General features: G+C 45.3%; 25 protein-coding genes. 13 read left to right on the plus strand and 12 right to left on the minus strand.

The annotated features are described in order from the left end of the window. Positions 1-9: 9 nt before the first annotated feature. A complete protein-coding gene (locus CLV98_RS09470; protein ID WP_109674421.1) occupies positions 10-255 on the minus strand; it encodes a 4a-hydroxytetrahydrobiopterin dehydratase in 246 nt (81 codons plus the stop codon). 215 nt (positions 256-470) lie between these two features. Between CLV98_RS09470 and CLV98_RS09475 the strand changes: the two genes are divergently transcribed. From CLV98_RS09475 to CLV98_RS09485, 3 genes are all read left to right on the plus strand, one after another. Beyond that, a complete protein-coding gene (locus tag CLV98_RS09475; protein WP_109674087.1) occupies positions 471-890 on the plus strand; it encodes an OsmC family protein in 420 nt (139 codons plus the stop codon). A gap of 118 nt (positions 891-1,008) precedes the next feature. After that, positions 1,009-1,830 (plus strand): thymidylate synthase, encoded by an 822-nt coding sequence (locus tag CLV98_RS09480; protein ID WP_109674088.1) that lies wholly within the window; start codon positions 1,009-1,011, stop codon positions 1,828-1,830. A gap of 76 nt (positions 1,831-1,906) precedes the next feature. Then, on the plus strand, positions 1,907-2,515 hold the full coding sequence (locus CLV98_RS09485) for a trimeric intracellular cation channel family protein (RefSeq protein ID WP_109674089.1): 609 nt from the start codon (positions 1,907-1,909) through the stop codon (positions 2,513-2,515). A gap of 86 nt (positions 2,516-2,601) precedes the next feature. Here the strand turns inward: CLV98_RS09485 and CLV98_RS09490 are convergent, their stop codons facing one another. Next, a complete protein-coding gene (locus tag CLV98_RS09490; RefSeq protein ID WP_109674090.1) occupies positions 2,602-3,510 on the minus strand; it encodes a DUF2911 domain-containing protein in 909 nt (302 codons plus the stop codon). 79 nt (positions 3,511-3,589) lie between these two features. On the opposite strand from CLV98_RS09490, the gene CLV98_RS09495 reads away from it, so the two are divergent. Continuing rightward, a complete protein-coding gene (locus CLV98_RS09495) occupies positions 3,590-4,162 on the plus strand; it encodes an NUDIX hydrolase (protein WP_109674091.1) in 573 nt (190 codons plus the stop codon). On the opposite strand, the gene CLV98_RS09500 is transcribed toward CLV98_RS09495, so the two are convergent. From CLV98_RS09500 to CLV98_RS09520, 5 genes are all read right to left on the minus strand, one after another. Continuing rightward, entirely contained in the window at positions 4,110-5,786 is a 1,677-nt protein-coding gene (locus CLV98_RS09500; protein WP_229203295.1) for a S8 family peptidase, read from the minus strand. The genes CLV98_RS09495 and CLV98_RS09500 overlap by 53 nt on opposite strands. A gap of 19 nt (positions 5,787-5,805) precedes the next feature. Beyond that, positions 5,806-7,380 (minus strand): FMN-binding glutamate synthase family protein, encoded by a 1,575-nt coding sequence (locus CLV98_RS09505; protein WP_109674093.1) that lies wholly within the window; start codon positions 7,378-7,380, stop codon positions 5,806-5,808. Between the two features lie 151 nt (positions 7,381-7,531). Beyond that, a complete protein-coding gene (locus CLV98_RS09510) occupies positions 7,532-8,782 on the minus strand; it encodes a 3-phosphoshikimate 1-carboxyvinyltransferase (protein WP_109674094.1) in 1,251 nt (416 codons plus the stop codon). Between the two features lie 57 nt (positions 8,783-8,839). Further along, positions 8,840-9,454: a hypothetical protein gene (locus CLV98_RS09515; RefSeq protein WP_109674095.1), complete on the minus strand. Its 615-nt coding sequence runs from the start codon at positions 9,452-9,454 to the stop codon at positions 8,840-8,842. A gap of 71 nt (positions 9,455-9,525) precedes the next feature. Continuing rightward, positions 9,526-10,161, minus strand: coding sequence for a DUF502 domain-containing protein (locus CLV98_RS09520; RefSeq protein WP_109674096.1), 636 nt, complete (start codon positions 10,159-10,161; stop codon positions 9,526-9,528). Positions 10,162-10,398: 237 nt separating this feature from the next. Here CLV98_RS09520 and CLV98_RS09525 point away from each other — a divergent pair, with 237 nt between their 5' ends. The 8 genes from CLV98_RS09525 (at position 10,399) to CLV98_RS09560 (ending at position 19,096) form a co-directional block, all read left to right on the plus strand. After that, on the plus strand, positions 10,399-11,490 hold the full coding sequence (locus tag CLV98_RS09525) for an Ldh family oxidoreductase (protein WP_109674097.1): 1,092 nt from the start codon (positions 10,399-10,401) through the stop codon (positions 11,488-11,490). 60 nt (positions 11,491-11,550) lie between these two features. Next, positions 11,551-12,588, plus strand: a complete 1,038-nt coding sequence (gene mltG, locus CLV98_RS09530) for an endolytic transglycosylase MltG (RefSeq protein WP_109674098.1) — start codon at positions 11,551-11,553, stop codon at positions 12,586-12,588. Between the two features lie 40 nt (positions 12,589-12,628). Beyond that, positions 12,629-13,039: an acyl-CoA thioesterase gene (locus CLV98_RS09535; protein WP_109674099.1), complete on the plus strand. Its 411-nt coding sequence runs from the start codon at positions 12,629-12,631 to the stop codon at positions 13,037-13,039. Between the two features lie 10 nt (positions 13,040-13,049). Beyond that, the gene (locus tag CLV98_RS09540) at positions 13,050-13,979 is read left to right on the plus strand and encodes a YihY/virulence factor BrkB family protein (RefSeq protein ID WP_109674100.1); all 930 of its coding nucleotides are present in this window, start codon (positions 13,050-13,052) and stop codon (positions 13,977-13,979) included. A gap of 72 nt (positions 13,980-14,051) precedes the next feature. Beyond that, positions 14,052-15,023, plus strand: a complete 972-nt coding sequence (locus tag CLV98_RS09545; RefSeq protein WP_109674101.1) for a glycosyltransferase — start codon at positions 14,052-14,054, stop codon at positions 15,021-15,023. 48 nt (positions 15,024-15,071) lie between these two features. Next, positions 15,072-15,698, plus strand: a complete 627-nt coding sequence (locus tag CLV98_RS09550) for an L-threonylcarbamoyladenylate synthase (protein ID WP_109674102.1) — start codon at positions 15,072-15,074, stop codon at positions 15,696-15,698. Positions 15,699-15,833: 135 nt separating this feature from the next. Continuing rightward, a complete protein-coding gene (locus CLV98_RS09555; protein WP_229203296.1) occupies positions 15,834-16,493 on the plus strand; it encodes a WbqC family protein in 660 nt (219 codons plus the stop codon). Between the two features lie 65 nt (positions 16,494-16,558). Further along, complete coding sequence (locus CLV98_RS09560; protein WP_109674103.1) at positions 16,559-19,096, plus strand: ATP-dependent Clp protease ATP-binding subunit; 2,538 nt, start codon at positions 16,559-16,561, stop codon at positions 19,094-19,096. A 157-nt stretch (positions 19,097-19,253) separates the two neighbouring features. Here CLV98_RS09560 and atpH read toward each other — a convergent pair whose 3' ends face one another. From atpH to CLV98_RS09590, 5 genes are all read right to left on the minus strand, one after another. Continuing rightward, a complete protein-coding gene (atpH, locus tag CLV98_RS09565; RefSeq protein WP_109674104.1) occupies positions 19,254-19,790 on the minus strand; it encodes an ATP synthase F1 subunit delta in 537 nt (178 codons plus the stop codon). A gap of 37 nt (positions 19,791-19,827) precedes the next feature. Then, positions 19,828-20,322, minus strand: coding sequence for a F0F1 ATP synthase subunit B (gene atpF / locus CLV98_RS09570; protein ID WP_211320004.1), 495 nt, complete (start codon positions 20,320-20,322; stop codon positions 19,828-19,830). Positions 20,323-20,502: 180 nt separating this feature from the next. After that, positions 20,503-20,766 (minus strand): ATP synthase F0 subunit C, encoded by a 264-nt coding sequence (atpE, locus tag CLV98_RS09575; RefSeq protein ID WP_025762265.1) that lies wholly within the window; start codon positions 20,764-20,766, stop codon positions 20,503-20,505. Between the two features lie 49 nt (positions 20,767-20,815). Beyond that, the gene (atpB, locus tag CLV98_RS09580) at positions 20,816-21,910 is read right to left on the minus strand and encodes a F0F1 ATP synthase subunit A (protein ID WP_109674106.1); all 1,095 of its coding nucleotides are present in this window, start codon (positions 21,908-21,910) and stop codon (positions 20,816-20,818) included. A 398-nt stretch (positions 21,911-22,308) separates the two neighbouring features. Then, a complete protein-coding gene (locus CLV98_RS09590; RefSeq protein ID WP_229203297.1) occupies positions 22,309-22,617 on the minus strand; it encodes an AtpZ/AtpI family protein in 309 nt (102 codons plus the stop codon). Between the two features lie 60 nt (positions 22,618-22,677). Between CLV98_RS09590 and porW the strand changes: the two genes are divergently transcribed. Further along, positions 22,678-24,879, plus strand: a complete 2,202-nt coding sequence (gene porW, locus CLV98_RS09595) for a type IX secretion system periplasmic lipoprotein PorW/SprE (protein WP_109674108.1) — start codon at positions 22,678-22,680, stop codon at positions 24,877-24,879. Positions 24,880-24,883: the final 4 nt, after the last annotated feature.

Here is a 24,883-nt window from a genome sequence, read left to right on the forward strand (position 1 = left end):
CACAGTTGGTTATGGCAAGTATTTCTGAGCAATGATATCGATCTTAGAGGCAAGGGAACGGTCCTTTTCGGTCACCGTATTGCCGGCATCGTGTGTGGTGAGTGTTATGATTACCTTGTTATAGACATTGGACCAGTTGGGATGATGCCCCTGTTGTTCGGCTACCAGTGCCACCTCCTTCATAAATTCGAAGGCTACTAGGAAATCTTTGAAGAGAAAAGTACGGGTAAGCTGATCGTTGGATTCTTGCCAAATGGGGTCCATCATAATGCGATTGTCGAGGTGAAATAAGATAATTTGGGAAGGATAAACCAAAACTCCCTAGGAATGGTTTAACGAAGATACAAGGAAACTCTTGTTTTTTAGTTAATCGTAAGGGATCCTTTATATTTGCATTTTTTTCGAGGATATTTTCTTCAACTGTGGCACCCGCTGTGCCGGCTATTACGTAACAACTGAAAGTATAAGATATGAAAATTGAAATGGTACGCGTCGACGACGCATTTCACTTCGAAGGAACGGGTTCTTCGTCGGTGACTGTCCATACGGATGCCTCAGAGGCTGTAGGAGGGAGTAATGCAGGTGTACGACCCATGGAGTTGCTTTTGATGGGGCTCGCGAGTTGCAGCGCTATAGATGTAGTCCTGATCCTGAAAAAACAGAGACAAGAAATTACCGACTTTCGTGTGGTGGTAGAAGGGGAACGGCAGGAAGAGGAAGGCACCAAGCGCAGTCCATTTCGGACCATACACCTTACCTTTAAACTGACCGGGGAGTCCTTGGACGAAAACAAAATAAACCGCGCAATAGGCCTTTCAATGGAGAAATACTGCTCGGCGACGGCTCAGTTGGAAGCCCTGGCCACCATTACCTATAGTGTCGAAATGTAAGATTCTGCACGGGGTGCAGTGACTAAGGCTGTTTTGGCCGTATTAATCTTAAAATCTGATTTGCTGACCAATCCCTATCCTCAGGAAGGGGCTCAGGCAGTAATTACTTTATACAACCATGCAACAATATCATAATCTGCTCCGGCATGTCCTAGAAAATGGGGTGAAGAAGACCGATCGTACCGGAACGGGAACTTTAAGCGTATTTGGCTATCAAATGCGTTTCGATTTGAAAGACGGCTTTCCATTGGTCACTACCAAAAAGGTGCATATGAAGTCGGTTATCCATGAGTTATTATGGTTTTTGCAGGGAGATACCAATATTGCCTATCTGAAAGATAATGGTGTCTCTATTTGGAACGAATGGGCCGATGCCAATGGGGACTTAGGGCCTGTGTATGGAAAACAGTGGCGAAGCTGGTCGGGTCCTAATGGACAGTCGGTCGATCAATTACAAGAGGTTTTGAAACAGTTGAAGCATAGTCCCGACTCACGTCGTATCATCGTTTCGGCATGGAACCCCGCTGAGCTTGGAGAGATGAAGCTTCAGCCCTGCCATGCCCTTTTTCAGTTCTATGTAGCACCACCCGCCGAGAACTCCCCCGATCCCAGAGGAAGGCTTTCTTGCCAGCTATATCAGCGAAGTGCGGACATTTTTTTGGGGGTGCCCTTTAATATTGCCAGCTATGCGCTCCTCACGATGATGATAGCCCAAGAGTGTGACTTGGCACTCGGCGATTTCGTGTGGACCGGTGGGGATACCCATATCTACTTAAACCATTTGGAGCAAGTGAACCTACAGTTGAGCCGGGAGCTCCGTCCCTTGCCCACCATGAAGCTCAACCCCGATGTGAAGCAAGTGTTGGATTTTCGTTATGCCGATTTTCAATTGGAACAATATGACCCATGGCCGGGAATTAAAGCACCCGTGGCCGTATAGCCCTGTTTACTTCTTTTTTTATTTATTAATCACCCATTCGTTGAGGCTCCTTCCTAAAAGTGGAAGGATCTGAATCATGAAAATTCAATACATTCTGGAAATCGTGGGGACATTCTCCTTCGCCATCTCCGGAGCCCTAGCCGTTAGGGATCAGAAACACCAAGACTGGTTTAGTGCCTCTTTTACCGCCTTTATTACCTCCATAGGTGGGGGTACGCTACGGGACATTTTATTGGATAGCTATCCTTTGGTTTGGATCAGCGACATTACCATCATCTACGCCGTTATGGCTGGGATACTGGTTACCTTCGTCTTTTATAAATACCTTATAGGTTTGCGGAAGACTTTGTTTTTCTTCGATACCTGGGGTATCGCACTTTTTACAATTGTCGGGACCGAAAAGGCCTTACACCTAGGCGTCAGGCCCGAAATAGCCGCCATTATGGGGGTGTTTTCTGCCGTCATGGGAGGGGTAATACGGGATGTGATGACCAACGAAATCCCAATTATATATAGTAGGGAGGTTTATGCCACGGCTTGTTTTACGGGCGCCTGCACTTATTTGATGCTGAATGGGATGGGGGTAGGACGTTACACAGCCTTTATAACCGCCGCTTTCGTCATTATTATAATTAGGATATTGGCTGTGAAATACAAATGGCGGGTACCAGCCTTCTTTCGTTAGTCGCCGAGCTATCCTATAAAAACAGCGCTATTCGTACTCGAATAGCGCTGTTTTTATAGGGTATGGTAGTTTCAGTACCCACTGTCTTATTTTTTCTTCTTGGATTTTAGAGCAGGTGCCAAGCTTTTGACGGCAGGGAGGCTGGCTTGCATGTCCGTTATTCCTTTTTCGATTTGACCCTTAAAAAAACCAAAAGAGGAATCTCCTGAAGATTGTCCAATCGCTAGGGCTTTCTGCGCCAAGGGAAGTGCTTCTGCTACTTTTCCTAGTTTACCAAGAATTTGAGCCTTTAGCCACAAGTTAGAAAACGTCTCTTTGATCCCTATGGCCTTGTCGACCATCGACAGTGCCTGGCCCAAATCTTTCCCTTTAGAAAGCATATAGCCCGCAGTACTCTGCAAAAGGGCCGGATCTTCGGGCTTTTCTGCGATAGCCTTATTAAGTCCGGCCATCGTTAGCTCTTGAGTGTCTACCATCAATTCGATGGGGACGGTTACCGAGGCCCACGACAGATTCATGACTGCCGAGCTGTCCGAAATATTAGAAAAGTCGATCGTAAAGGTCTCTGTAAAGTTAGAAGACTGTGGAGCCACCATCACTCTGGCTACGTCTTCGGCTTGGCTGTAATTGGCGGTACCCCCTTGTTTTACGTTTTTATTTAAAATAACAGTCCACGCACTTCCCGAAGGGATTGTAAACAAGGCATACTGGCCCGCAGGCACTTTGTGCCCACCAAATACAAATGCGGTGCTCGCTTCGAGGGTTGTGGCGGCGTTGGCTCCCGTTCTCCAGAGTTGATTGAGCGGAGCTAATGCGGAACTATCCTGAAATGCTTTACGCCCCTTGATGCCAGGACGCGAATATTTTACGGTAAAGTCGGTTACGCCAACGGCCTGGGTAGTACTGGCTCCAGGGCTGGGCTGGGGAGTACGTTGTGCTGTAGCATGTACCAAGGTACCCATCGCAACTATCATTGTTAGGAAATACTTTTTCATGTCAAATGTGTTTTTGAAGAATATTTTATAAATCTTGCGACTAAATTAGTGGTATTTTATCAATAACCCTACCTGATTCATGAGTAGCCTCTTAGCTTTACTAAATAATTACAGTCCCTTAGACCCCACCGAAGACGCGATGTACCGTCAAACCGTCGAGTTTGTAACATCACATTCCAATTGTTTCGAACGGAGCCTTTCTGAGGGGCATGTAACGGCTTCAGCTTGGGTGATCGACCCCACCTATGGGCAGGCATTAATGATGCACCATCGTAAGTTAGGACGGTGGTTTCAGCCCGGAGGTCACTGCGATGGTGATTCTGATGTGATAGGCGTTGCTCGTAAGGAAGCGGAAGAGGAGACGGGCCTGCTTAATCCCACCTTGGCTTTTCCACAGATTTTGGACGTCGATGTCCACACGATTCCCGGCAATGCCAAGGACCCTGAGCACTTGCATTATGATATACGGTTTCTGTTTACGGCCGATCCGGCTACGCCTTTAACGGTCAATGAGGAATCGCGTGCCCTGAAATGGATACCATTGGACGAAGTAGCGTCCTTTAATGATTCCGAGTCGATTCTGCGCCTGGTACGAAAAACTAAAGTTTTACAAAACGTATTACTTGCTGCTGATGGCCAATCTGTACATTGAGTAAATAGACCCCACTGGCCAGTTCGGCAATGGGTAGGTAGGTAGTGGCATTGAGGCTAATAACGGTACGTTGGATCGATATCCCATTCGCTTGTATGATATCGGCATTGGCTATGGAGCCGATGAAAGAAGCGGGAACCTTAAGCGCCAACACGGACCCTACGGGGTTAGGCGCTACCATCATGGAAAGTCCTTGAGTGGGTTCGGTAGCTAAGGGGCCGTAAGAGTCTGCAATGAGCTGTTCTACCACATGTAAGTCAGGAACTCCGTAACCCAAAAAGTTATCGGGTTTTTCGGCGAGATGCCCCGAATTTTTAAGAACGGAAATTAGTTCTTGGGCTTTGAGAAAAGGATAGGCTTGCCATACCAGAGCGGATAATCCGGCGATTTGCGGACACGAAAAGGAGGTGCCCTGAGAGGCTATGGCGGTTCCTGTTCCGGTATTGCTGCCAACATATACCCCAAGACCCACCGCCGAGAGATCGGGTTTCATTTGTCCAGAGGCGTTGGGCCCTTGGCTACTAAACGACGCATAAGTACGGGTAGTGCTAGTAGCTCCCACACTGAGTACTGAGTCCACATCTGCTGGAGCTACCACGTATTTCCACAGGGAGTTCCCTTCGTTTCCAGCGGAGTTAACCACCAAAATACCCTTGCGTGTGGCCCACCGAGCGGCTTTGGACACTATGGTCGTATGCCCATCCATGTCCTGATACACGTAGTTGTAGTCGGGCGTGTTGAACGCCCCGTCAAAAAAGGAGTATCCGAGCGATGAGCTGATGATATCTACCCCCATGCTGTCGGCCCTTTCGGCGGCTAGCAGCCAGGTTACCTCTTCGTAGGGCGACTCGATGGCGTCATTTTCGGTCCTATATAGGGCAAAGTTGGCCATAGGTGCAATACCAACCATTAGGCCAGGCTCGTAAGCGGCAATGGTCGACAGCACATTGGTCCCATGCGAATCTTTATCGTAAACGTTGCTTTCTCTTTGAATGAAGTCGTAGGTGTCCAAAATCCTGTTTTCTTGGAACAACTGGCTGAAATACGATAACTGGTCGATTCTGCTAAAGCCGTTATCGATCACGGCGATATACATACCCTGACCCATAAATCCCTTTTGGTGGAAATAGTCGGCCCCTAATAGTAAGGTTTGAGTCCGCATTTTACCATAGTCTATTTCGTCCAAGGTAGCTGCGCTCGAGGTGTTCGAGGCTATTCGGGCTATTCCTGGTTCCTGACCCATGGCTACCGGATTATTGAGAACTACTTCTTTGAAAAAGGATAATGTTTTTATGGCAGCGAGCTGGTTACTAGTGGCTTCCACCAATGCGCCATTTAACCACCGGGTGGTCGCTATCACTTTAGCTCCTGTACTGCGAACGCCATCCAAATAAGCCTCACTTACGGGTAAGTCGCTGTCATGCAACGGTATGTCTTGTTTTTGGCGACGTGAGATAGAGGCTTCTGATAAAAATTCAGCGGGTGCCTCCAGCGAATACGAGCTATTGGCCTTATCGGTGAATAAAACTAAATATCTAGGATCAGTTTGAGCCTGAGCTCTCCATAAGATTAACGAAACCAAAAGTAGGGTAAGCAGGGTTCGAACCGGAGTTATTCGCATCATAATGGTTAATCAATTGTAGTTATGCTTCCTTTTTATTCCCTAAATGGGGACACTCTAACAGGTTTTCTATGCCATCGAATGGGATAATGGTTTTTTGATAACCAAAATGTTCGCCCAAAGTCGTGGTGGCATTGTCGCCCAGGGATATTTCAACGTCGTCGGTGGTAAACTGGCAGGGATGTTGATAGCCTGCTGCATGGGCAATCTCAATCATCTCTTTAGTAAAGGTGCGCACGTAGTTATGAAAGCGTTGACTTTTTAGGGTTGGATCTATTCCCGACTCTAGCCATTTGTTGTTGGTGGTGATGCCCGTTGGGCAACGGTTGGTATGGCATATTTGAGCCTGAATACAACCTATGGAGAGCATGGCTTCCCGAGCTACATTAATGATGTCGGCCCCCATAGAGAAGGCCATCACCGCTTGCCCAGGAAGGCCGAGCTTACCTGAAGCGATGAAGGTGATTTTGTCATTCAAGTTGTTTTTTTGGAATATCTTATATACCCTGCTAAAAGCTTGAACAAAAGGGAGAGAGACGTGGTCGGCAAAGGCTGGGGGAGCGGCACCCGTGCCACCTTCACCTCCATCGATGGTGATAAAATCGGGCCCTGAGCCCGATTCGGCCATTTTGAAGGCTAATTCTTCCCACATATCGGTTTTGCCAACTGCCGACTTGATCCCGACGGGCAGTCCCGTGGCTTGGGCAATGCTTTCGACAAATTGAATCAACCCATCCACCGAGTCGAAGGCGCTGTGGTAGGGGGGAGAAATAATGTCTTGGCCCATGGGGACATGGCGTATCTCGGCAATTTCACGGGTTATTTTACTGGCAGGAAGCACGCCTCCTTTTCCTGGCTTAGCCCCTTGGGACAGCTTTACTTCTATCATCCGGATGTAAGGGTGCTGCTCGCATAGGCGCACCAGCTTTTCCATCGAAAATTTGCCTGCTTCGTCTCTTACTCCAAAGTAGGCGGTGCCGATATGGAAGACCACGTCGGCTCCATTCTGGTGGTAAGGCGACAACCCTCCTTCACCAGTATTATGGTAATTGCCAAATTGAAACGATCCTTTATTGAGCGCTTCTACAGCACGAGCCGAAAGGGACCCATAGCTCATGGCGCTCACATTCATGATAGACCGAGGGCGGTAAGGAAGTTTTCGCTGGTGCGATCCTCCGATTAGCTTGGCACTGGGTAAGGTATAATGGTTTTTATCACCACTATTGTATAAATGATGTGGGTGGCCTGGCGAAAGGGTAGTTCCTAGCAGATTGGGCTTAATAAATACAAAGCCGGGCTGCATGATGTCCTGGTCGGTGCCGAAGCCCTGATAATTATTCTCTTTCTTGGCTGAGGCATAGATCCAAGCCCTTTGCTTACGATTGAAAGGGAGCTCCTCCCGGTTGTTGGCCACGATGTATTGGCGGAGTTCGGGGCCTATGCGTTCGATAATGTAACGGAGGTGTCCCACAACAGGGAAATTGTGTTGTATCGTATGCCTGTTTTGAAGGATATCTTTAAGGGCTAGCAGTAGGAGCAGGCCGATGATGACGAGTAGCCAAATAGGGAAAAAAGTCAAGATGGAGGCTATGATCATGTTCTTAATATTTTGGTGACTTTAACTGAGGTTTCAAAATAAAGAGGGTGGGATTTAATCAAAAAACACTTCATGCTAATGAAGTGTTTTTTGAGCAACTCCATTATTTTGGAAATAATAGGAGCGACGGTTAGAGATGCGTTTTTATCCTTTATTGGGGATCCATCTCTACCACTTCGTCCAGTTCTGTGATCTGTTCCAAATCGGACCAGAAACCGGGATATGATTTTACCACTACGCCGGGTTCCTCTATATTGATAGGATAGCGCATGCCAACGGGTGCAAAGGCCATGGCCATGCGGTGGTCGTCGTAGGTGTCTATCGATGGGATTTGATCGGTCTTCTCAGATACCTTACTTACCACATACTCCTGGCAAGAGATGGTCTCGACTAGCTGAGCTCCTAACTTTGCTAGCTCCTGTTGCAAGGCAAATATCCGGTCGGTTTCTTTGATTTTTAGGCTCTCAACCCCGGTTAAGGTAAGGGGGATGTTTTTTAACGCACAGCAAACGGCTACCGTTTGAGCGAGGTCGGGGCAATCGGTAAAGTCGTAGCGTAAAGCGTCCTTGGCCTCAATTTTCGATAGCTTAACTCCCGTGGGGGTATATTCCGTCTTTACACCAAGAGAGGCCATTATTTCGGCAATAGCGCTATCCCCTTGCAAGGAGTCCTGTTTTAGCCCTAATAGCTCTACCTCCGCATCCTGAGCCAAGGCTACCATGCTATACCAATAGCTGGCTCCCGACCAGTCCGATTCGATGGCATAGGCCTGTGGCGTATAGGCACCGGGCTGTACCTGTATGGTGTTCTTTTGCCAATCCGTTTCATATTGAATGCCAAAGAAAGCCATTTGCTTTAGGGTCATCTCGATATAAGGCTTCGATCCTACCTCCCCTTCGAGCTCAATCCTGATCCCTTGGGGCAGTGAAGGTGCAATAAGCAATAGGGCCGATATGTATTGGCTGCTTACGTTACCTTTAACCGATACGGTATTGGTACCGTTATATTCAAACCCATCTATTTGTAAGGGGGGATAGCCCTCCTGATTCAAATAGGTGACTTTGCCACCGAGCTTTCGTAGGGCATCCACCAATATGCCAATGGGCCTTTCGCACATGCGCGGGGTACCTGTCATTATCTTGGACTGGTTGGTAGCAGTAAAGTAGGCCGTTAGGAATCGCATGGTCGTGCCTGCATCTAGGACGTCGGCCGTTGGCGAATCTTCATGAAGGAGGCGGAGCATGGTTTGAGAATCGCGGGCCTCCGAAATATTCGATAAATCACTTTTAAAACCCGTCAAGGCATCGATAATGAGTGCTCTATTGCATTCACTTTTGGATGCTGCCAGTTTGATAACGGCCCGAATGGGTGACTGCGGTGGATTGACAACAATACTTTTCACTGAGATGGTTTAAATGCTTGTAAAAATTAAAAAAAATTAGGTTAGAGCCCAATTTGTTTAGTAGGTCTCTAGTACCTTTAGCTTATTGCGTCCGTTGATCTTTAGGCTAGAAAAGGATAGTTTATAGGATATAAACCCTGCTAACATAAAACCACCCCCTACGGCTATGGCCGAGGCGTCGGTGGTAAAACGCCTATTGTCGATTCCTGGGTTAAAGAAATCGGCCCCTATAAACAGCAACCCAGCAAAGGGTAAAATAGGGGCTGCGGCTGTTACGAAGGGGATTTTTCTAGAAGTTTTCACCAGTCGAATCTCCTTGAGTGGTATCTCTTGGTATTCCATCTTTCCGGCAGCCACATTAATGATGGCTATTGAGATGGACGAATCCGAAATGGCGGCGATGGTTTCGTTAAAGCGAATGGTTTCATTCTTCATACGAAACTTTATTTGGTCGCCAGGGAAGTACCGGTAACGGTGAAAAGAACCCAATACTGGAGAGGCATCTAATACCAGATACTTTTGCTCTGGCTTCGCTATAATACGGTTATTAGGGCTCTTTTGGATGAATATTTCTTCACTGCTCAAGGCCTTGGCTCGGTTATATTTTTCCTGTGCCTGGGCATAGGTGCCAAAGAAAAGGGCAATCAAGATATAAATGGGTAGTTGCTTCATAACGAATAAAAGAATTATCAAAGATAGAGAATCATTCTTAAAACGGCTAAACTCACCAAGATGTTGCTGCCCTAAATTGACTCTTCAGGAAGGTCGGGAGTTTCCTGAGCTTTGACTTGTAAGGACACTCCTCCCGATACCACCATTTTCATAATGTCGGTAGAGCTCGCCGAGAGGGGTTGAATATGCTTCTTGGGTACAATATACATTTCGCCCGATAGCGCATAAGAAAATGGCATATAGACGGCTACATGGTCGACCAATTCGAACTGCTTTAAGTCGGACTGCGTGATAAACCCTACTTTTTTGATTCCCGTGTCGCGGTACATGGTAACTAAGACGGGCTGATTAAACTTTTTTTTGTCCCCTACAAAGGCCAATAATAAGTCCTTGATAGAATAATAGATAAGACTTACCAGAGGGATTTTCCTTAACAAGGCCTCCGTTAACCTAAAGAAAGACTGGGGAATGATCGTAGAAAAAACGAAACCTAGTAAGATGATGATCCCGATGATAATTAGCCCCCCTAGTCCCGGAAGGTAAACGTTCTGGTGGTCCGAAATAGGGATATTGATGGGAATAATGTTATCCAAAAACTCTACACCCGTCCAAATAATGATGGTGGTGACATATAATGGGGCTACCAACACCAATCCCCTCACAAAGTAGCTTAGTAATCGCTTGATAATTCTATTTCTTATTTCCATCGAATATTTAAGCCTATGGTTGATCTAGCGGATGCATTCAGGCCTTCGTATATGCTACGGTAATTCCGTTAATTTGGTTCCGTCAAAAGGGGCAATTCAAGGGAGATTTGATAACTATTCTGGGCTGGAAAGGGTTTTTATTGCAAGCCGCCGAAGGAATACGGATATTTGCGAACCAGTTGGATGTCGATCTTCGAAAATCCAAGAATTTAGTTTTAAGTTTTTATAGAATTATATATGTTTCAGGCCGAAGTTTTAAAAGATTTTACCCGTCAGGTATTTTTGTCCATAGGATGTTCGCAGGAGGATGCCGAGTTGGCTTCTACCGTGCTGATCAGTGCCGACTTGCGCGGGGTCGATTCCCATGGCATTGCCCGATTGGCAGGGTATGTGCGGCTTTTTGACCATGGTAGGCTCAATCCCACCCCCAAAATAAAAGTGGTGTACCAAACCCCTAGCACGGCGGTGGTCGATGGCGACGGAGGGCTTGGGCTCGTGGTAGCCCCTAAGGCTATGGAGATAGCCATGGAAAAGGCGGCTCTGGTAGGCTCGGGTTGGGTGTCGGTACGGAATTCCAATCATTTTGGTATTGCAGGTTATCATGCCATGATGGCCTTAGAAAAGGATATGATAGGCTGGACTATGACCAATGCCGGTCCACTAGTGGCTCCTACCTACTCTTTGGATAAATTGCTGGGTACCAATCCTATAGCTGTAGCCGTTCCGGCAGGGGAGCAACCACCCTTCGTTGCAGATTTTGCCTCGACCGCCGTTGCCTATGGAAAGTTTGAAATACTACAACGTAAGGGCTTGCCAGCTCCTATTGGCTGGGCTCAGGATGCACAGGGGCAGCCCACCGACGACTCCAACGCCGTTAGGAAAGGAGGCGGGTTACTTCCTTTAGGCTCCGACCGGGAGCATGGAAGCCATAAGGGGTACGGACTCGGTGCCATTGTCGATATTTTTTCGGGGGTGTTATCTGGAGCAAATTTTGGCCCCTGGGTGCCTCCTTTCGCTACGGCCGGTTTTATGGGCACCCAGCAAGCCGCAGGGTTGGGAACCGGGCATTTTGTTGGCGCCATGCGCGTGGATGGGTTTAGGCCTGTCGAGGAGTTTAAAGCGGATATGGACAAGTGGATTGGCGCCTTTCGGAATGCTCGGGCCGTAGAAGGCCATCAGGTACTAATCCCCGGAGACCCTGAACGCGAAATAGAACGTGTGCGCGCTACCGAAGGCATAGACTTGCTGGAGCCTGTGGTGAACTCTCTGGTGGAGTTGGCAGGACGATTTGGTTTAGATTTCGATGCTTCCATGGCTCGGGAGTCCTAATAAACATACTATCTTTATATTTATTTTATAGGACCGTTTGGTCCATTGATTCAACAGCTTATGTCAAGAAATTTTAAGGTCGGTTTATTTCTTACCTTGGCCATTCTTACTACTACCTTCACTTTCTACTTTTGGCAGATTGTCAAAACGCCCAATATCCAGGTAGACAAAACGTCGAACTTTACCCTGTATATTCCCAATGGCGCCACCTATCAGCAGGTGATCGACACGCTGAACAAACATGAGGTGATAGCCGACCAGATTTCTTTTAGATTTTTGGCCAAGTTTATGGATTACCCCGAAAAGGTGAAAGCGGGTAGGTATCTTTTAGAACCTGATATGAGTAATTATCAGGCCATTAAGAAGCTGGCTAACGGGGTGCAGGACCCTGTAAAGCTTACCTTCAATAATATTCGTCTCAAGCAGGATCTGGTTAACCGTATTGGTAGTCGATTCGCATTTGGACCCGAGAAGTTCAGCGCAGCCCTTACTAATCCCGCCGTCTGCCAAAAATATGGATTCGACACAACGACGATTGTCAGCATGTTTTTACCCAATACTTACGAGATTTTCTGGACCACCGATACGGAGAAGTTTATGGATCGGATGCATAGCGAGTATAAGAAATTCTGGAACCAAAAACGCTTAGCGCAAGCCGACTCTATGGGCCTTACTCCCATAGAAGTCTCTATATTAGCATCCATTGTAGAGGAAGAGCAAGCGCGTAAGGTAGATGAACGACCTATGGTGGCTGGGCTGTATTATAATCGCCTTAAGTCAGGAATGCCACTTCAGGCCGACCCCACTATAAAATATGCCTTGCAGGACTTCGCTATTAAGCGTATTTTGAACCAACAACTCAAGGTACAGTCTCCTTATAATACTTATGTCAATATTGGCTTGCCTCCCGGTCCCATTCGTGTGGCCGACTTGAACTCCCTCGATGCGGTTCTTAATTTTAACCAGCACGATTATTTGTATATGTGTGCTAAAGCCGATTTGTCGGGGTATCATGCTTTTGCTAAGACCTACCCAGAGCATCTTAAAAATGCCAGAGAATATCAGGCGGAGCTGAATCGGCTGAAAATTATGAAGTAGGAGCGAGTTTTAAGCGTTTTTTTGTCAAATTAAAAGAAGTATGTTTTCATATGAAGTGAAAGGTATCCGTGTTCGCTATGCGGATACCGATCAAATGGGCTATGTTTACTATGGTAATTACGCCCGATATTACGAAATTGGGCGGGTGGAAGCCTTAAGGAGTCTGGGGTTTCATTACAAAAAAATGGAAGATACGGGTGTTATGATGCCTGTTTATGAAAACCATAGTAAATATATTAAGCCCGCCAGGTACGATGACGAGCTAACCATACGCGTACAAATTGCCGAGTTGCCCGGGGTACGGGTGACCTTCCATTACGAAATTCGAAACCAGACAGGGACCCTACTGAATACTGGATCCACCGTTTTGGTATTTCAGCGTATGGATACCGGAAAGCTTTGTTTTGCCCCTGAGACGTTGATGGAAAAGCTGCGTTTATTTTTTACCTAAATGGACTAGCATGCTCAATGATTTTTTGCAATCCCGACAATTTCAACTATTTATTGCCTGGCTTCAGAAAACTCTTTTTTTTAGAGAAACCGTGTCATGGTACGATATTATCGTTAATATTATTGATAATAATAAACGATTCGATATCGATCAAAGGGCGTCAGCGGTCGCTTTTAGCTTTACCTTGGCCTCTTTTCCTGCCGTTCTGTTTCTTTTTACCCTGATTCCATACTTACCCTTGCCCACTGCCAAAGAGCAGATTATGAGTCTTTTGCAGGATATTGTTCCCTATGGGATCTATCGTCATGTAGCACATGCCATTACCGATATCTTGAATCGTCCCCGTAGTGGTGTACTTTCTTTTGGGTTTATTTTCGCCCTATTGGCGTCTACCAATGGGATGATTTCCCTCATGAAATCCTTCGATGTGATATTCGAAGAAAAAAACACCCGTGGGTTTCTTTTGGCGAGGGCCGTAGCCATGATGTTGACGGTGTTGCTGATAGCGGTCATTTGCGTGACCGTGGTGCTGCTGATAGTAGGGGATGCCGTCATGAGTATCATGGCCCAATGGAACATCATCACCGACGGGGTGGTGATACTCATTCTAAATTTTAGTCGGTACATGGTCAGTTTTGGCGCCTTAATGACGGCCATATCCCTGATTTATCGATTTGCCCCCACCAATGGTCGTGACTTTTCATTCATTAATTCAGGGGTAATAGTGGCCTCTATACTCATATTGGTAGCCACTTTTGGTTTTTCATTTTACCTCTCCAAGTTTCATACTTACAACCGGCTCTACGGCTCCATTGGGGCAATCATCGCCCTCATGATCTGGTTCTATCTTTTAGCCTTTTTATTGATACTCGGTTTTGAAATAAATGCCAGTATCGCCGCTGCCAAAACAAAAAATCACCTTTCGGATCAAGGAAATTAAAGTATTATGCATCAGGACCTGTGACACTTGGGGTAGTTTGGTCGTATTAGCGTTAGAACCTAATCGGCAAGGATGCAACCTTCCACCCCCCTGGTTACGGTAGTACTGGTGAGCTATAATCGAGCGAGCTATTTGGAACAGGCCATTGAATCGGTCTTGACGCAGACTTACGCGTGTATAGAACTCATTATTGTCGATAATGCAAGTAGCGATGGTTCGCAAGGCCTAATTCTTTCCTACGAAAAACAATTTCCTTCCCTGCTGTGCATATACAATAAGTATAATATGGGGCTTTGTGGTGCATTTAATCAGGGACTTAAAAGGGCAGGAGGGAAGTATATCATTGACCTTGCAGCCGACGACATACTATTGGCCTCCTGCATCGAGCAACAGGTCCGTTGTTTTGAATCCCTTGCCGGAGACTATGGATTGGTTTTTTCAAATGCCTATTATGTCGATTCCCGTGGGGGGATGATCCGTACACACTACCGGATAGACGGCCAAGGGCATGCTCGTGAGCCTATTCCTACCGGCTGGGTGTACGACCAAGTGCTGGAGCGCTATTTTATTTGCACGCCCACCATGATCATGCGCACCCAAATGTTGCAGGACATGGGTGGGTATGACGAGTCGCTGGTGGTAGAGGACTTTGACCTTTGGATTCGGACGGCCCATCGGTATCGCTACCATTATCTCGATCGTATCTTAGTCGCTAAGCGAATGCTACAGGGGTCGTTAGGCATGCAGATCGTCCGTAGGGGAAGTGGGATACTCAATAGCCATTTGATAGTCTGTCATAAGGCTCTTGGCTTCCTTTCTACCAACCGTCAGAAGGATTTGCTAGCCAATAGAATTCGTGGTTTTATTAGAAAATGTTGGTATGCGCAGGAGTTCTCACTAGCCCAAGAGTTCGGAATGCTATTGGTTCAGTTACAAAAACCGGGTTTATTCACCAATCTATTGTTATTATTATGTAGATTTCGGTTGCCGGTCAACGGTTTATATCGGTTATACCTTCGAATTTTCAAGAAACTAAGCGCTTAAGGGAAGGATTTTCGATATTACTTTGTTAAAATAAAAACTAAATTAAATATGCCAGCCGAGTTTATTCGAATATATCCCGAAAACCCAGACGAAAGAAAAATTAGAAAGGTGGTGGAATGCCTCAGGGGTGGAGGATTGGTGATTTACCCTACCGATACGGTTTATGGATTAGGATGCGATATTTATAATTCTAGGGCCGTAGAAAAGGTAGCAAGAATAAAGGGGGTCAAGCCTCAAAAGAATGATTTTTCCTTTATATGTTATGATTTAAGTCATATTTCCGACTTTGCCAGGGTCAGTAATTCCGCCTTTAAGCTCATGAAGAAGGTTCTTCCTGGGCCATATACCTTTATATTGGATGCTACCAATAATGTTCCAAAGCTACTGAATACCAATAAAAAATCGGTAGGGATTAGGGTACCCGACAATAATATACCAAGGGCCCTGGTAAAGGAACTAGGCAACCCGATAGTGACTACCTCCATCAAGGATGAGGACGAGGTGATCGAATATGCAACAGATCCGGAGCTAATATTCGAGAAGTTTCAACATCAGGTGGACATCATCATTGATGGGGGCTATGGAGGGAATATGGGTTCTACCGTGATTATGGCGAACTCCGACGAATTCGAAATTGTACGTGCTGGGTTGGGGGATATCAGTGTGATCCAGTAATGATGGGAATGACTTTCTCGAGAATGTTACGTCTCAGATGCGTGTAATTGACTGGAAAAACCACCCTATCTACAATTAGCATAAATATTTATCGTTTAATTTTTGATTTTTAAAAGTCCTTTCTCATATTTGGTAGTGAGCGAAGTTATACAAAGTAACACCCCATTGGAGGGAGTACAGATTGAATTGCAATATTTTCCATGCCTAGAATATTTTGGTTGTTTACTGCGGCATGATTATAGTATTCTCGACATCGACGAGCTATATCGCAAACAGACCTTCCGGAATCGCTGTATGGTTTTGACGGCCAATAAAGTGGACACCCTTTCGGTGCCGGTCAAGCATTATGATTCTGGTACGCTGAGCAGGGAGATTGAAATTGACTATTCGCAGGATTGGAAACGGAGGCATTGGGGATGCCTTCAATCGGCCTATGGAAAATCCCCTTTTTACGAATATTTTGCACCGGAGTTCAAATCCGTTTTTGACCAGGATCCCCAATATTTGGTCGATTTGAATTATGAATTGTTGACAATTTGTCTTAGATTGTTAGGCCATAAGAAAGAAGTTAGGTACAAATTGTCAGGTCCTAGAATAGCCTCAGATAAGCTAGAAAACCTGAATTCAAGAATAAATAACAAAAAAAGTACAAAAAATTATATATACTATCAACCGGTTCCCTATTATCAGACTTTTGGGAATGGTTTTGTAGAGAATCTAAGTATTGTTGATCTTCTCTTCAATATGGGTCCGGAGGCGAGAGGTATATTACTGCAATCGACAATAAGCAAGTAGCTACTTTGAACAAAGTACAGCTGAGTAGCGTTTAGTACATTAAGAAACATTTATTATTGCTGAAAATGGAAGCAAAATTCTCAAATAGAGTGAAAGAAGTAATCACCCTGAGCCGTGAAGAAGCTTTGCGGCTGGGCCATGATTACATCGGCGCCGAACATCTTCTTTTAGGGATGATTCGGGAGGGCGACGGGATAGCAATAGGCTTACTCAAAAAGCTGGGTGTGTCCCTGGAAGAGGTGAAGCAAACCGTGGAACAGGCCACCAAAGGCGCTGCTACGAGTAATGTGAAAAATCTTCAAAACATCCCTTTAACACGTCAATCGGAAAAGGTACTTAAAATCACCTATCTGGAAGCTAAAATATTTAAATCACCGCTAATAGGAACCGAGCATTTGTTATTGTCGATCCTGAGAGACGAGGATAATATCGGCACTCAGATCCTCCATAAGTTCAATGTAAGTTATGAGGTCATCAAAGAGATGCTGGAGTATCAATCTTCAGGGATTAAACCTTCAATGGGTCCCGACACCGAGGACGGCGACGAAGAAGGTCGCGGCATGTTTGGTGGCGGGGGAGGAGCCTCTTCGGGCAAGGAGTCCAAGGGTGCCGAAAAATCACGTACTCCGGTACTCGATAATTTTGGTAGGGATCTGACCAAAATGGCAGAACTTGGTAAGCTCGATCCTATAGTAGGTCGTGAAAAAGAAATAGAACGTGTAGCGCAAATATTAAGCCGACGTAAAAAGAACAACCCCATCCTTATAGGAGAGCCTGGAGTGGGTAAAACGGCCATCGCCGAAGGGTTGGCCCTTCGCATTGTGCAGAAAAAGGTATCTCGGGTGCTGTTTGGCAAACGCGTCGTGACCTTAGACCTGGCCTCTCTTGTAGCGGGTACCAAATACCGCGGCCAGTTTGAAGAGCGGATGAAGGCCGTGATGAATGAGTTAGAAAAGTCGCCGGATGTAATCTTGTTTATCGATGAGTTGCATACCATCGTTGGGGCTGGTGGAGCTTCGGGCTCTTTGGACGCCTCAAATATGTTTAAACCGGCTCTTTCTAGGGGTGAAATACAGTGTATTGGAGCTACTACCCTCGACGAATACCGTCAATATATAGAGAAAGACGGTGCTCTGGCACGTCGTTTTCAGATGGTGATGGTGGATGCTACTTCGATAGAAGAAACGGTGCAAATTCTTCATAATATTAAGGACAAATATGAAGAGCACCATCATGTAAACTATACCCCTGAGGCCTTAGAAACTGCGGTAAAGCTATCTGAAAGATATATAACCGACCGATTCCTCCCTGATAAGGCCATCGATGTGATGGATGAAGTAGGAGCGAGGGTTCATATTAGCAATATTACGGTACCTGAAGAAATTTTGCATCTGGAAGAACAGATTGAAAATATCAAGCAGGAGAAAAATAGGGTCGTTAAAAGCCAGAAATATGAGGAAGCGGCCCAACTACGCGATCGTGAAAAGAAATTGATTGATCAACTGGACCGCGCCAAAATAGCTTGGGAAGAAGAAACCAAGCAAAAAAGATACCAGGTTAACGAGCAAAATGTAGCGGAAGTAGTAGCTATGATGACTGGAATACCAGTTACCAACGTGTCTATGGACGAAGGCAAGAAGCTCTTGAAAATGGGTGAGGTACTGAAAAGTAAGGTCATTGGCCAAAATCCTCCTATAGAGAAATTGGTAAAGGCCATTCAGAGGACCCGTGTAGGTCTTAAAGATCCTAAGAAGCCTATTGGTTCATTTATTTTCTTAGGACCTACAGGCGTAGGTAAAACCGAGCTTGCCAAGGTTCTTGCCAATTACTTGTTCGATAAGGAGGATTCCCTGGTTCGTATCGACATGAGTGAGTATATGGAGAAGTTCAGCGTATCGCGCTTGGTAGGAGCACCTCCGGGATATGTGGGCTATGAAGAGGGTGGCCAGTTGACCGAGAAAATCCGTAGAAAACCCTATAGCGTGGTATTACTAGATGAAATCGAGAAGGCACATCCCGATGTATTTAATATCCTGTTACAAGTGTTGGACGATGGTATCCTTACCGATGGACTGGGACGTAGAGTAGACTTCCGGAATACGATCATCATCATGACCTCTAACATTGGTGCTCGTGACTTGAAAGACTTCGGTTCTGGAATAGGATTCTCGACCCGGGCAAGGTCCGAAAATCAAGATGAAATCATGAAGGGCACCATTCAAAGTGCCTTGCGGAAGGCGTTTTCTCCAGAATTCTTAAACCGCTTGGACGATGTCATCGTGTTTAACTCACTAGAAAGAGAGGACCTTCATCGGATCATCGATATTAGCCTTGGCAAGTTGTTTAGCCGTGCCAAAGGCCTAGGTTATGAGATAGAGCTCACTTTGGAGGCTAAGGACTTCTTATCGGAAAAGGGGTACGATCCGCAGTATGGAGCGCGTCCTTTGAACAGGGCCATCCAGAAATACCTCGAAGATCCCGTGGCAGAGGAAATCCTTAAAGGTGACCTTAAAGAGGGAGATGTATTGGTAGCGACTCACGAAAAAGGAAGTGATGAGCTGGTGATATCAGTACGTAAAAAGGAAGAGGAACTAACAGAATAAGCCAGGAAACTGGGAAATATAAGAATCGGGTAATCTCTTGAAGAGGTTGCCCGTTTTTTTTTGATAGGAGTATCAGAAGAAGCGAATTCCCAAGGGGGGGTAACCAAAAAGACCCGATCGCATGGCAATCGGGTCTTCTACATTATGCAGATAAAAATTATTTCGTAAGTTGAAGTTTCAACTGGTTCAGTTGATGCTTGATAGAAGCATCAATCTGACGATCGTTCACTCTTAACAAATAACCCCCAATAAGGCTTGGGTCTATTTGTTCCTCCAACTGGACGGTTTTGCCGGTAGCCGAAGCTACAATTTGGGTAAATTGCTGGCGAAGTTCGTCGGTAAGCTCTGAGGTAGTGGTAACAGTAGCCTTTTGTATCCCTTGCAGATCGTTATAGGCAAGTACAAATTCATCGGCGATAGCGTCTAATATAGATTCCCGATTCTTTCTTGTGATAATATTGAATATCGCGAAGGTTACCGGATTGACTTTACTTTCGAAAATGGCTTTTAAGATGGCCAATTTTTTCTCGTGGCGTACTACGGGGCTTTTAAGGGCCAACATCAAGCCACGGTTTTCTTGGGCAGTAGCCCGAAACAGGATCATGTCCTGGTATACGGACTCCAACACATTTTTCTCCTGAGCCAGCTCGATGAGTGACTTGGCATATCTGGAAGCGACTATACTTACTGACATCTTAGATCAATTTTAGGTAACTGGGTAATAACAAAGATTAATTGAGGCTAGCCGTATTGGCAAGCTCGGCAACGAGCGACTGCTGGGCCGCTTTATCTTTCAATTCCCTGTTCAATACTTTTTCGGCGATGTCGATAGACAAAGTCGCTACTTCATTACGAATTTGCTTAACAGCAAGTTGTTGTTCGTTGCGGATGGTTTCACGAGCGGCATCGAGCATTCTCTGTCCTTCTAGAGCAGCCTTTTCTTTGGAAGCGGCAATGGTACGATCTGCTGCTTCTTTAGCGTCTTTAAGGATGCTATCGCGTACGGCATTCGCCTCGGCAATCATCTTCTGGTTGTCAGCTTTAAGCTGAGCCATCTCTGCACGAGTCTTTTCTGCTAGGTCGAGTGCCCCCTGAATCTCGTTCTCCCTTTCCTTAAGGCCGTTGATAATAGGCTTCCAGGCAAATTTGGCAAGAATAAAAACCACTAGTAAAAATACTACCAGCATCCAGAAAATCAGACCTGGGTTTGGAGTAAGCAATGACATATGAATAGATGAGTTTTAATTAATAAATTTCTAGGATCGGCGGAATTACTATTCCAATACTAAACTCTTTTTTTATCAAAATCCGTGGAAGCCTATTGCTTCCACGGGAATTTTTTTTGCCAGTCACAACGCCTAATGCGCCGAGTCTATAGCACCACAGACCGAGGCCTGTCGGTTTTTTTAAAGCTTAAACGAGATAAGCAGACAGATTACCGCTGCAAAAAGCGCTACGGCCTCAATAAGAGCGGCGATAATCAACATGGCAGTCTGGATGGCACCAGCAGCTTCTGGCTGACGAGCGATACCTTCCATTGCACTTCCACCGATTTTACCGATACCAAGACCAGCACCGATGGCAGCAAGACCAGCACCGATAGCAGCACCGAAAACAGCAAGACCAGCACCACCTTGTTCCGCAGCTTGAAGCAAAATTTGAAGCAACATAATTTTTAAGTTTAATAAATGGTTATGAATAAAAAAAGAGAATGAAAAATCAATGTCCGTGGTCGGCGTGGCTATGTTCTTCTATGGCCGATCCGATGTACATGGACGATAAAAGCGTAAAAATAAATGCCTGAATGAAGGCTACCATGATCTCAATAAGGTTCAAGAACAAGGCGAAAAGCGAAATTACTGGGGCGATCATGAAACTTTGGAAAATAAAGATCAGACCAAATAGACTCAATAATATAATGTGTCCCGCAGTCATGTTGGCAAATAGCCGGACCATCAGAGAGAAAGGCTTCATAAACACACCTACTATCTCTACAGGGATCATTACGGGAAGCAATGCGCCAGGTACTCCCGTTGGGCTTACCAAGTGCTTGTAGTAATGCTTGTTGGCATTCAGGTGTACGATAATAAAGGTAATGACCGCCAGTGTCATCGTTACGGCGATATTGCCCGTTACGTTAGCGGCACCTGGTAGTAGCCCTAGAATGTTGTTTACCAAGATAAAGAAAAACAAGGTAAGCATATAGGGTAAATACTTTTCGTAGTTGGGGCCGATGTTAGGCTTCACTACGTCGTCACGAATAAAGAGGATAACGACCTCCATAGCCGATTGGAACCCTTTGGGGGCTTTACCTTTATTTTTTTGGTAAGCCGATCCAATACTGGTGAAAATGAGAATCAAAATAATGGCACTCAAAATCATAGAGGCCACATTTTTGGTGATCGATATGTCGATGATTTCTCTGGAGGAATCTTCAGGAACAATTTTCTCAGAATCGCCATGTACCAAATGGTAGCCATTATAGGCATGATGATCATTATGGAAATTGCTTGAAGAAAAAACTTCTAAGCCACGATCTTCCGAATATAGTATTACAGGCAATGGAAGCACTACGCCATGAGTGAATTCCCATTCGTGGGAGTCAGCGATATGGTGCATAATCATTTGTCCAATATTGAACTCTTCCTCATGTTTTTCGAGGTTTTGTTCAATTTGATGCTCGGCTTCATTGATTTGTTCCTGAACCGGATGACCGTGGTCATGCTCGGGTTGATCGGCATATGATGGTGCGGCTATCAGCAACGCTGCTGCCAGGAATCCGGTGGTAAAAAACTGTTGTAATGATGTATACATAATGGCTTGAAATACTACGCTTTGTCAATCGCGGCGCAAGTTACAATACAAAGTATATATTTCAAAGCCAGTATAACACAAATACAGTATAAAAAAGTTGATGACGAATAGTAATGAGTCAGTTAGCCCATGATATAAAAATACTCCAATAAAAATAATACTGAGAAGAAGCCTCCCTACAACGGTAGAAAGGTAAAAACTTACGAATTTTTTGCGATTGTCTTTCAGACCGTAGTCCATCAGGCGATTTATAAGAAAGGATAGTCCAAAGAAAAAGCTTAGGATGTACCAAAAATAGGGGTGAACCCAGGCCGAGTTGACATACTTTTGTACTATAAAAAATACAATTCCTATGAAGAGTGTCGCTACAATTGCACGGAGCATAACGGTTACAAAATTTAAAGTTTAGGCATATTCCGTATCAAAAGATATAACGAAGCCGCAATTCCCGTTAAGGAAAGCAGGAGCGTCCACCATGGGGTTGGGTTTTCCAGCCAGCGGTCGAGACGAATACCCGTATAAGTGAACACCAGAATGGTGCCCAGCATTTGCATCGCCATTCCAGAATATTTTAAAATAGCCTGGGGGCGTTGTAAGGGGTTCTTCTTGTATTTTTTGGATGGATCCTCCATAAATGTCCTACTAAAATATAGGTAAAGTTGCTTCAATATTTTGTAAATGGCCTTATCTTCGATACGGTTTTGCAAATATTACCGTTATTTTAATAATATTGAGCCCGAATTAAACCTTCAAACAGACTAGAATTTGTGATCTACCGTTTTGTTAAAATATTTTCCTCAGGATTTTCAATCGGGGCAATCCTACTTTTTTTAGCAAGTTGCTCTCAATATAGCACGCGGCCGGGTGCGATTACCTTTCATAATATTACCTCTCGCTACAACGCTTATTTTATTGCCGAACAAGAACTGGCGGAAGCGGAATTTTTATTGCAACAGGCCTATAAAGACGACTATAATCAGCTTCTCCCCATTTTATATCCTATGGATTCCATTGCCTCTGGGGCGGTGAAACCACAATTGTCCAATGCCATAGAAAAGGCCTCCATCGTAGCCGAACGTCATCAGAACAGTAAATGGCTCGACAATAGCTATATTGTTTTAGGGAAAGCCAGGTTGTATTTGGGCCAATGGGCCGATGGGCTGGAAGCCCTGCGCTTCGTGTTTGCCAATGGTAAAGACGAGGACGATAAAAATGATGCTCTGGTATTGCTGATGCGTGCCTATATCATTAAGGAGGACTATTCGAACGCTTTGGGTGTGGCAGAGTATTTGAGTCAGCAACCGCTAAAGAAGGAAGCTCGACTTCAGTTTTATCTTATCAAAGCCTATTTGCATCAGAATAACGGTGAATATTTGACTTCCGTAGCCATATTAGAGAATACATTTCCTCTCTTAAAAAAATCCCCCGAAACGGCCCGTATTCACTTTGCCGCCGGTCAGATGTACGACCTGCTAGGGCAATATGCCTTGGCCAACCAGCATTACAAAAGTGTAGGGAAAAATAGTCCTTCCTACGATTTGAACTTCTATTCTTCTATGAATTCCCTGCAGAACAGGGTGTTCCTGAATCCGGACATCGATCTGTCGACAGTGGGTTTCGATAAAATGTTGAAAGACCGAAAGAATGAGGACCTGAAGGATAAAATATATTTTACGATGGGGCTTTTAGCCGAGCATAAGGATAATATCCCCGAAGCGATCTCCTATTTAGGGAAGTCGGCTGCATTAGGAAATAAGAATCCTACCCAAAAAGCATATACTTATCTGCATTTGGCTAGGATTAATTATGAGTCCTTGGAGAAATTTGAAATCTCCAAAGCCTATTATGACAGCGCATTAGTCCTGCTACCCCAAGGGATTTTGGATTATCAAATCGTATCGGATCGGAAACGTGCATTGGATGGTTTCGTGACTCAATATAATATCGTTACCAAAGAAGATAGCTTACAGAGATTAGCCAAACTGTCGTCTACTGCTTTAGATTCGAAGTTGGATGACATCATAGAAGCCCGTGAAAAGGCACGCATCGAAGAAGAAAAGCGGCAGAAGGCCATACTACAAGCCTCTACGGTCGTTAGTCCTGTAGTCCCTTCGTCGCTGCCGGCTGTTGCTGGTGAACGGCGCTGGGAGCTTTATGATCCCAACCTGATCGAGAAGGGTAAGCTGGAGTTTAAGCGGCAATGGGGCAATAGGCCCTTGGAAGACGATTGGCGCAGGAGCGGTAAAACGTCCACGGCTAGCCTTGCCGGAGCGGCCTCTGCTCCTCAGAATGCTACACCGGAGAAAGCGGTGGACGATAAGCTTGTAAAAGGTTCGGAAGAATGGGAGCAGGTAAAGGCGGTGCTTTTAAAGAATGTCCCCCTTACCGATGAACAATGGTTGGTTTCAGAGCAGGCTAAGGAAGAAGCTTTGTATCAATTAGGGAAAATATACCGCTTCGATTTAAAGGAAGATAAAAAGGCAATTTCTACTTTTGAACGCATTCTTCAGGAATATCCCGAGAGTAAGCACAAGGAAGAGCTGTATTATTTGATGTTTTTGTCCTATGGTGCCGAATCGGCTCAAGGATTGGCTTGGAAACAAAAACTAACCACAGCGTTTCCTCACTCGACTTACGCTCGCCTGGTGAGTGATAAGACTGAAAATGGTGCCGACAATAATGCCCTGAAAAACCCGCAGGTTGCCTATGAAAATAGTTATCAACTCTACGCTAGGGGTGAATACGACACGGCACTTAAAGATATTGAGCAAAATTTGCCTGCCTATAAAGGAGGCGCTTTCGAGGATAAATTCGCCTTGCTAAGGCTATTTTTGATCGGTAAAGTGAGGGGTAAAGAGGACTATACCCAGGCCATTAGCGAGTTTTTGCAACTGTACCCGCAGAGCATCTACCTAGAGAGGGTCAAAGAAATGCAAGAGTTGGCCAGTGGTTCTTTCGGTCGCTTATAAGCTT

Origin of the sequence: Dyadobacter jejuensis, from assembly GCF_003149085.1 — a bacterium.
In the GTDB taxonomy this organism is placed as follows: Bacteria; Bacteroidota; Bacteroidia; order Cytophagales; family Spirosomataceae; genus Dyadobacter; species Dyadobacter jejuensis.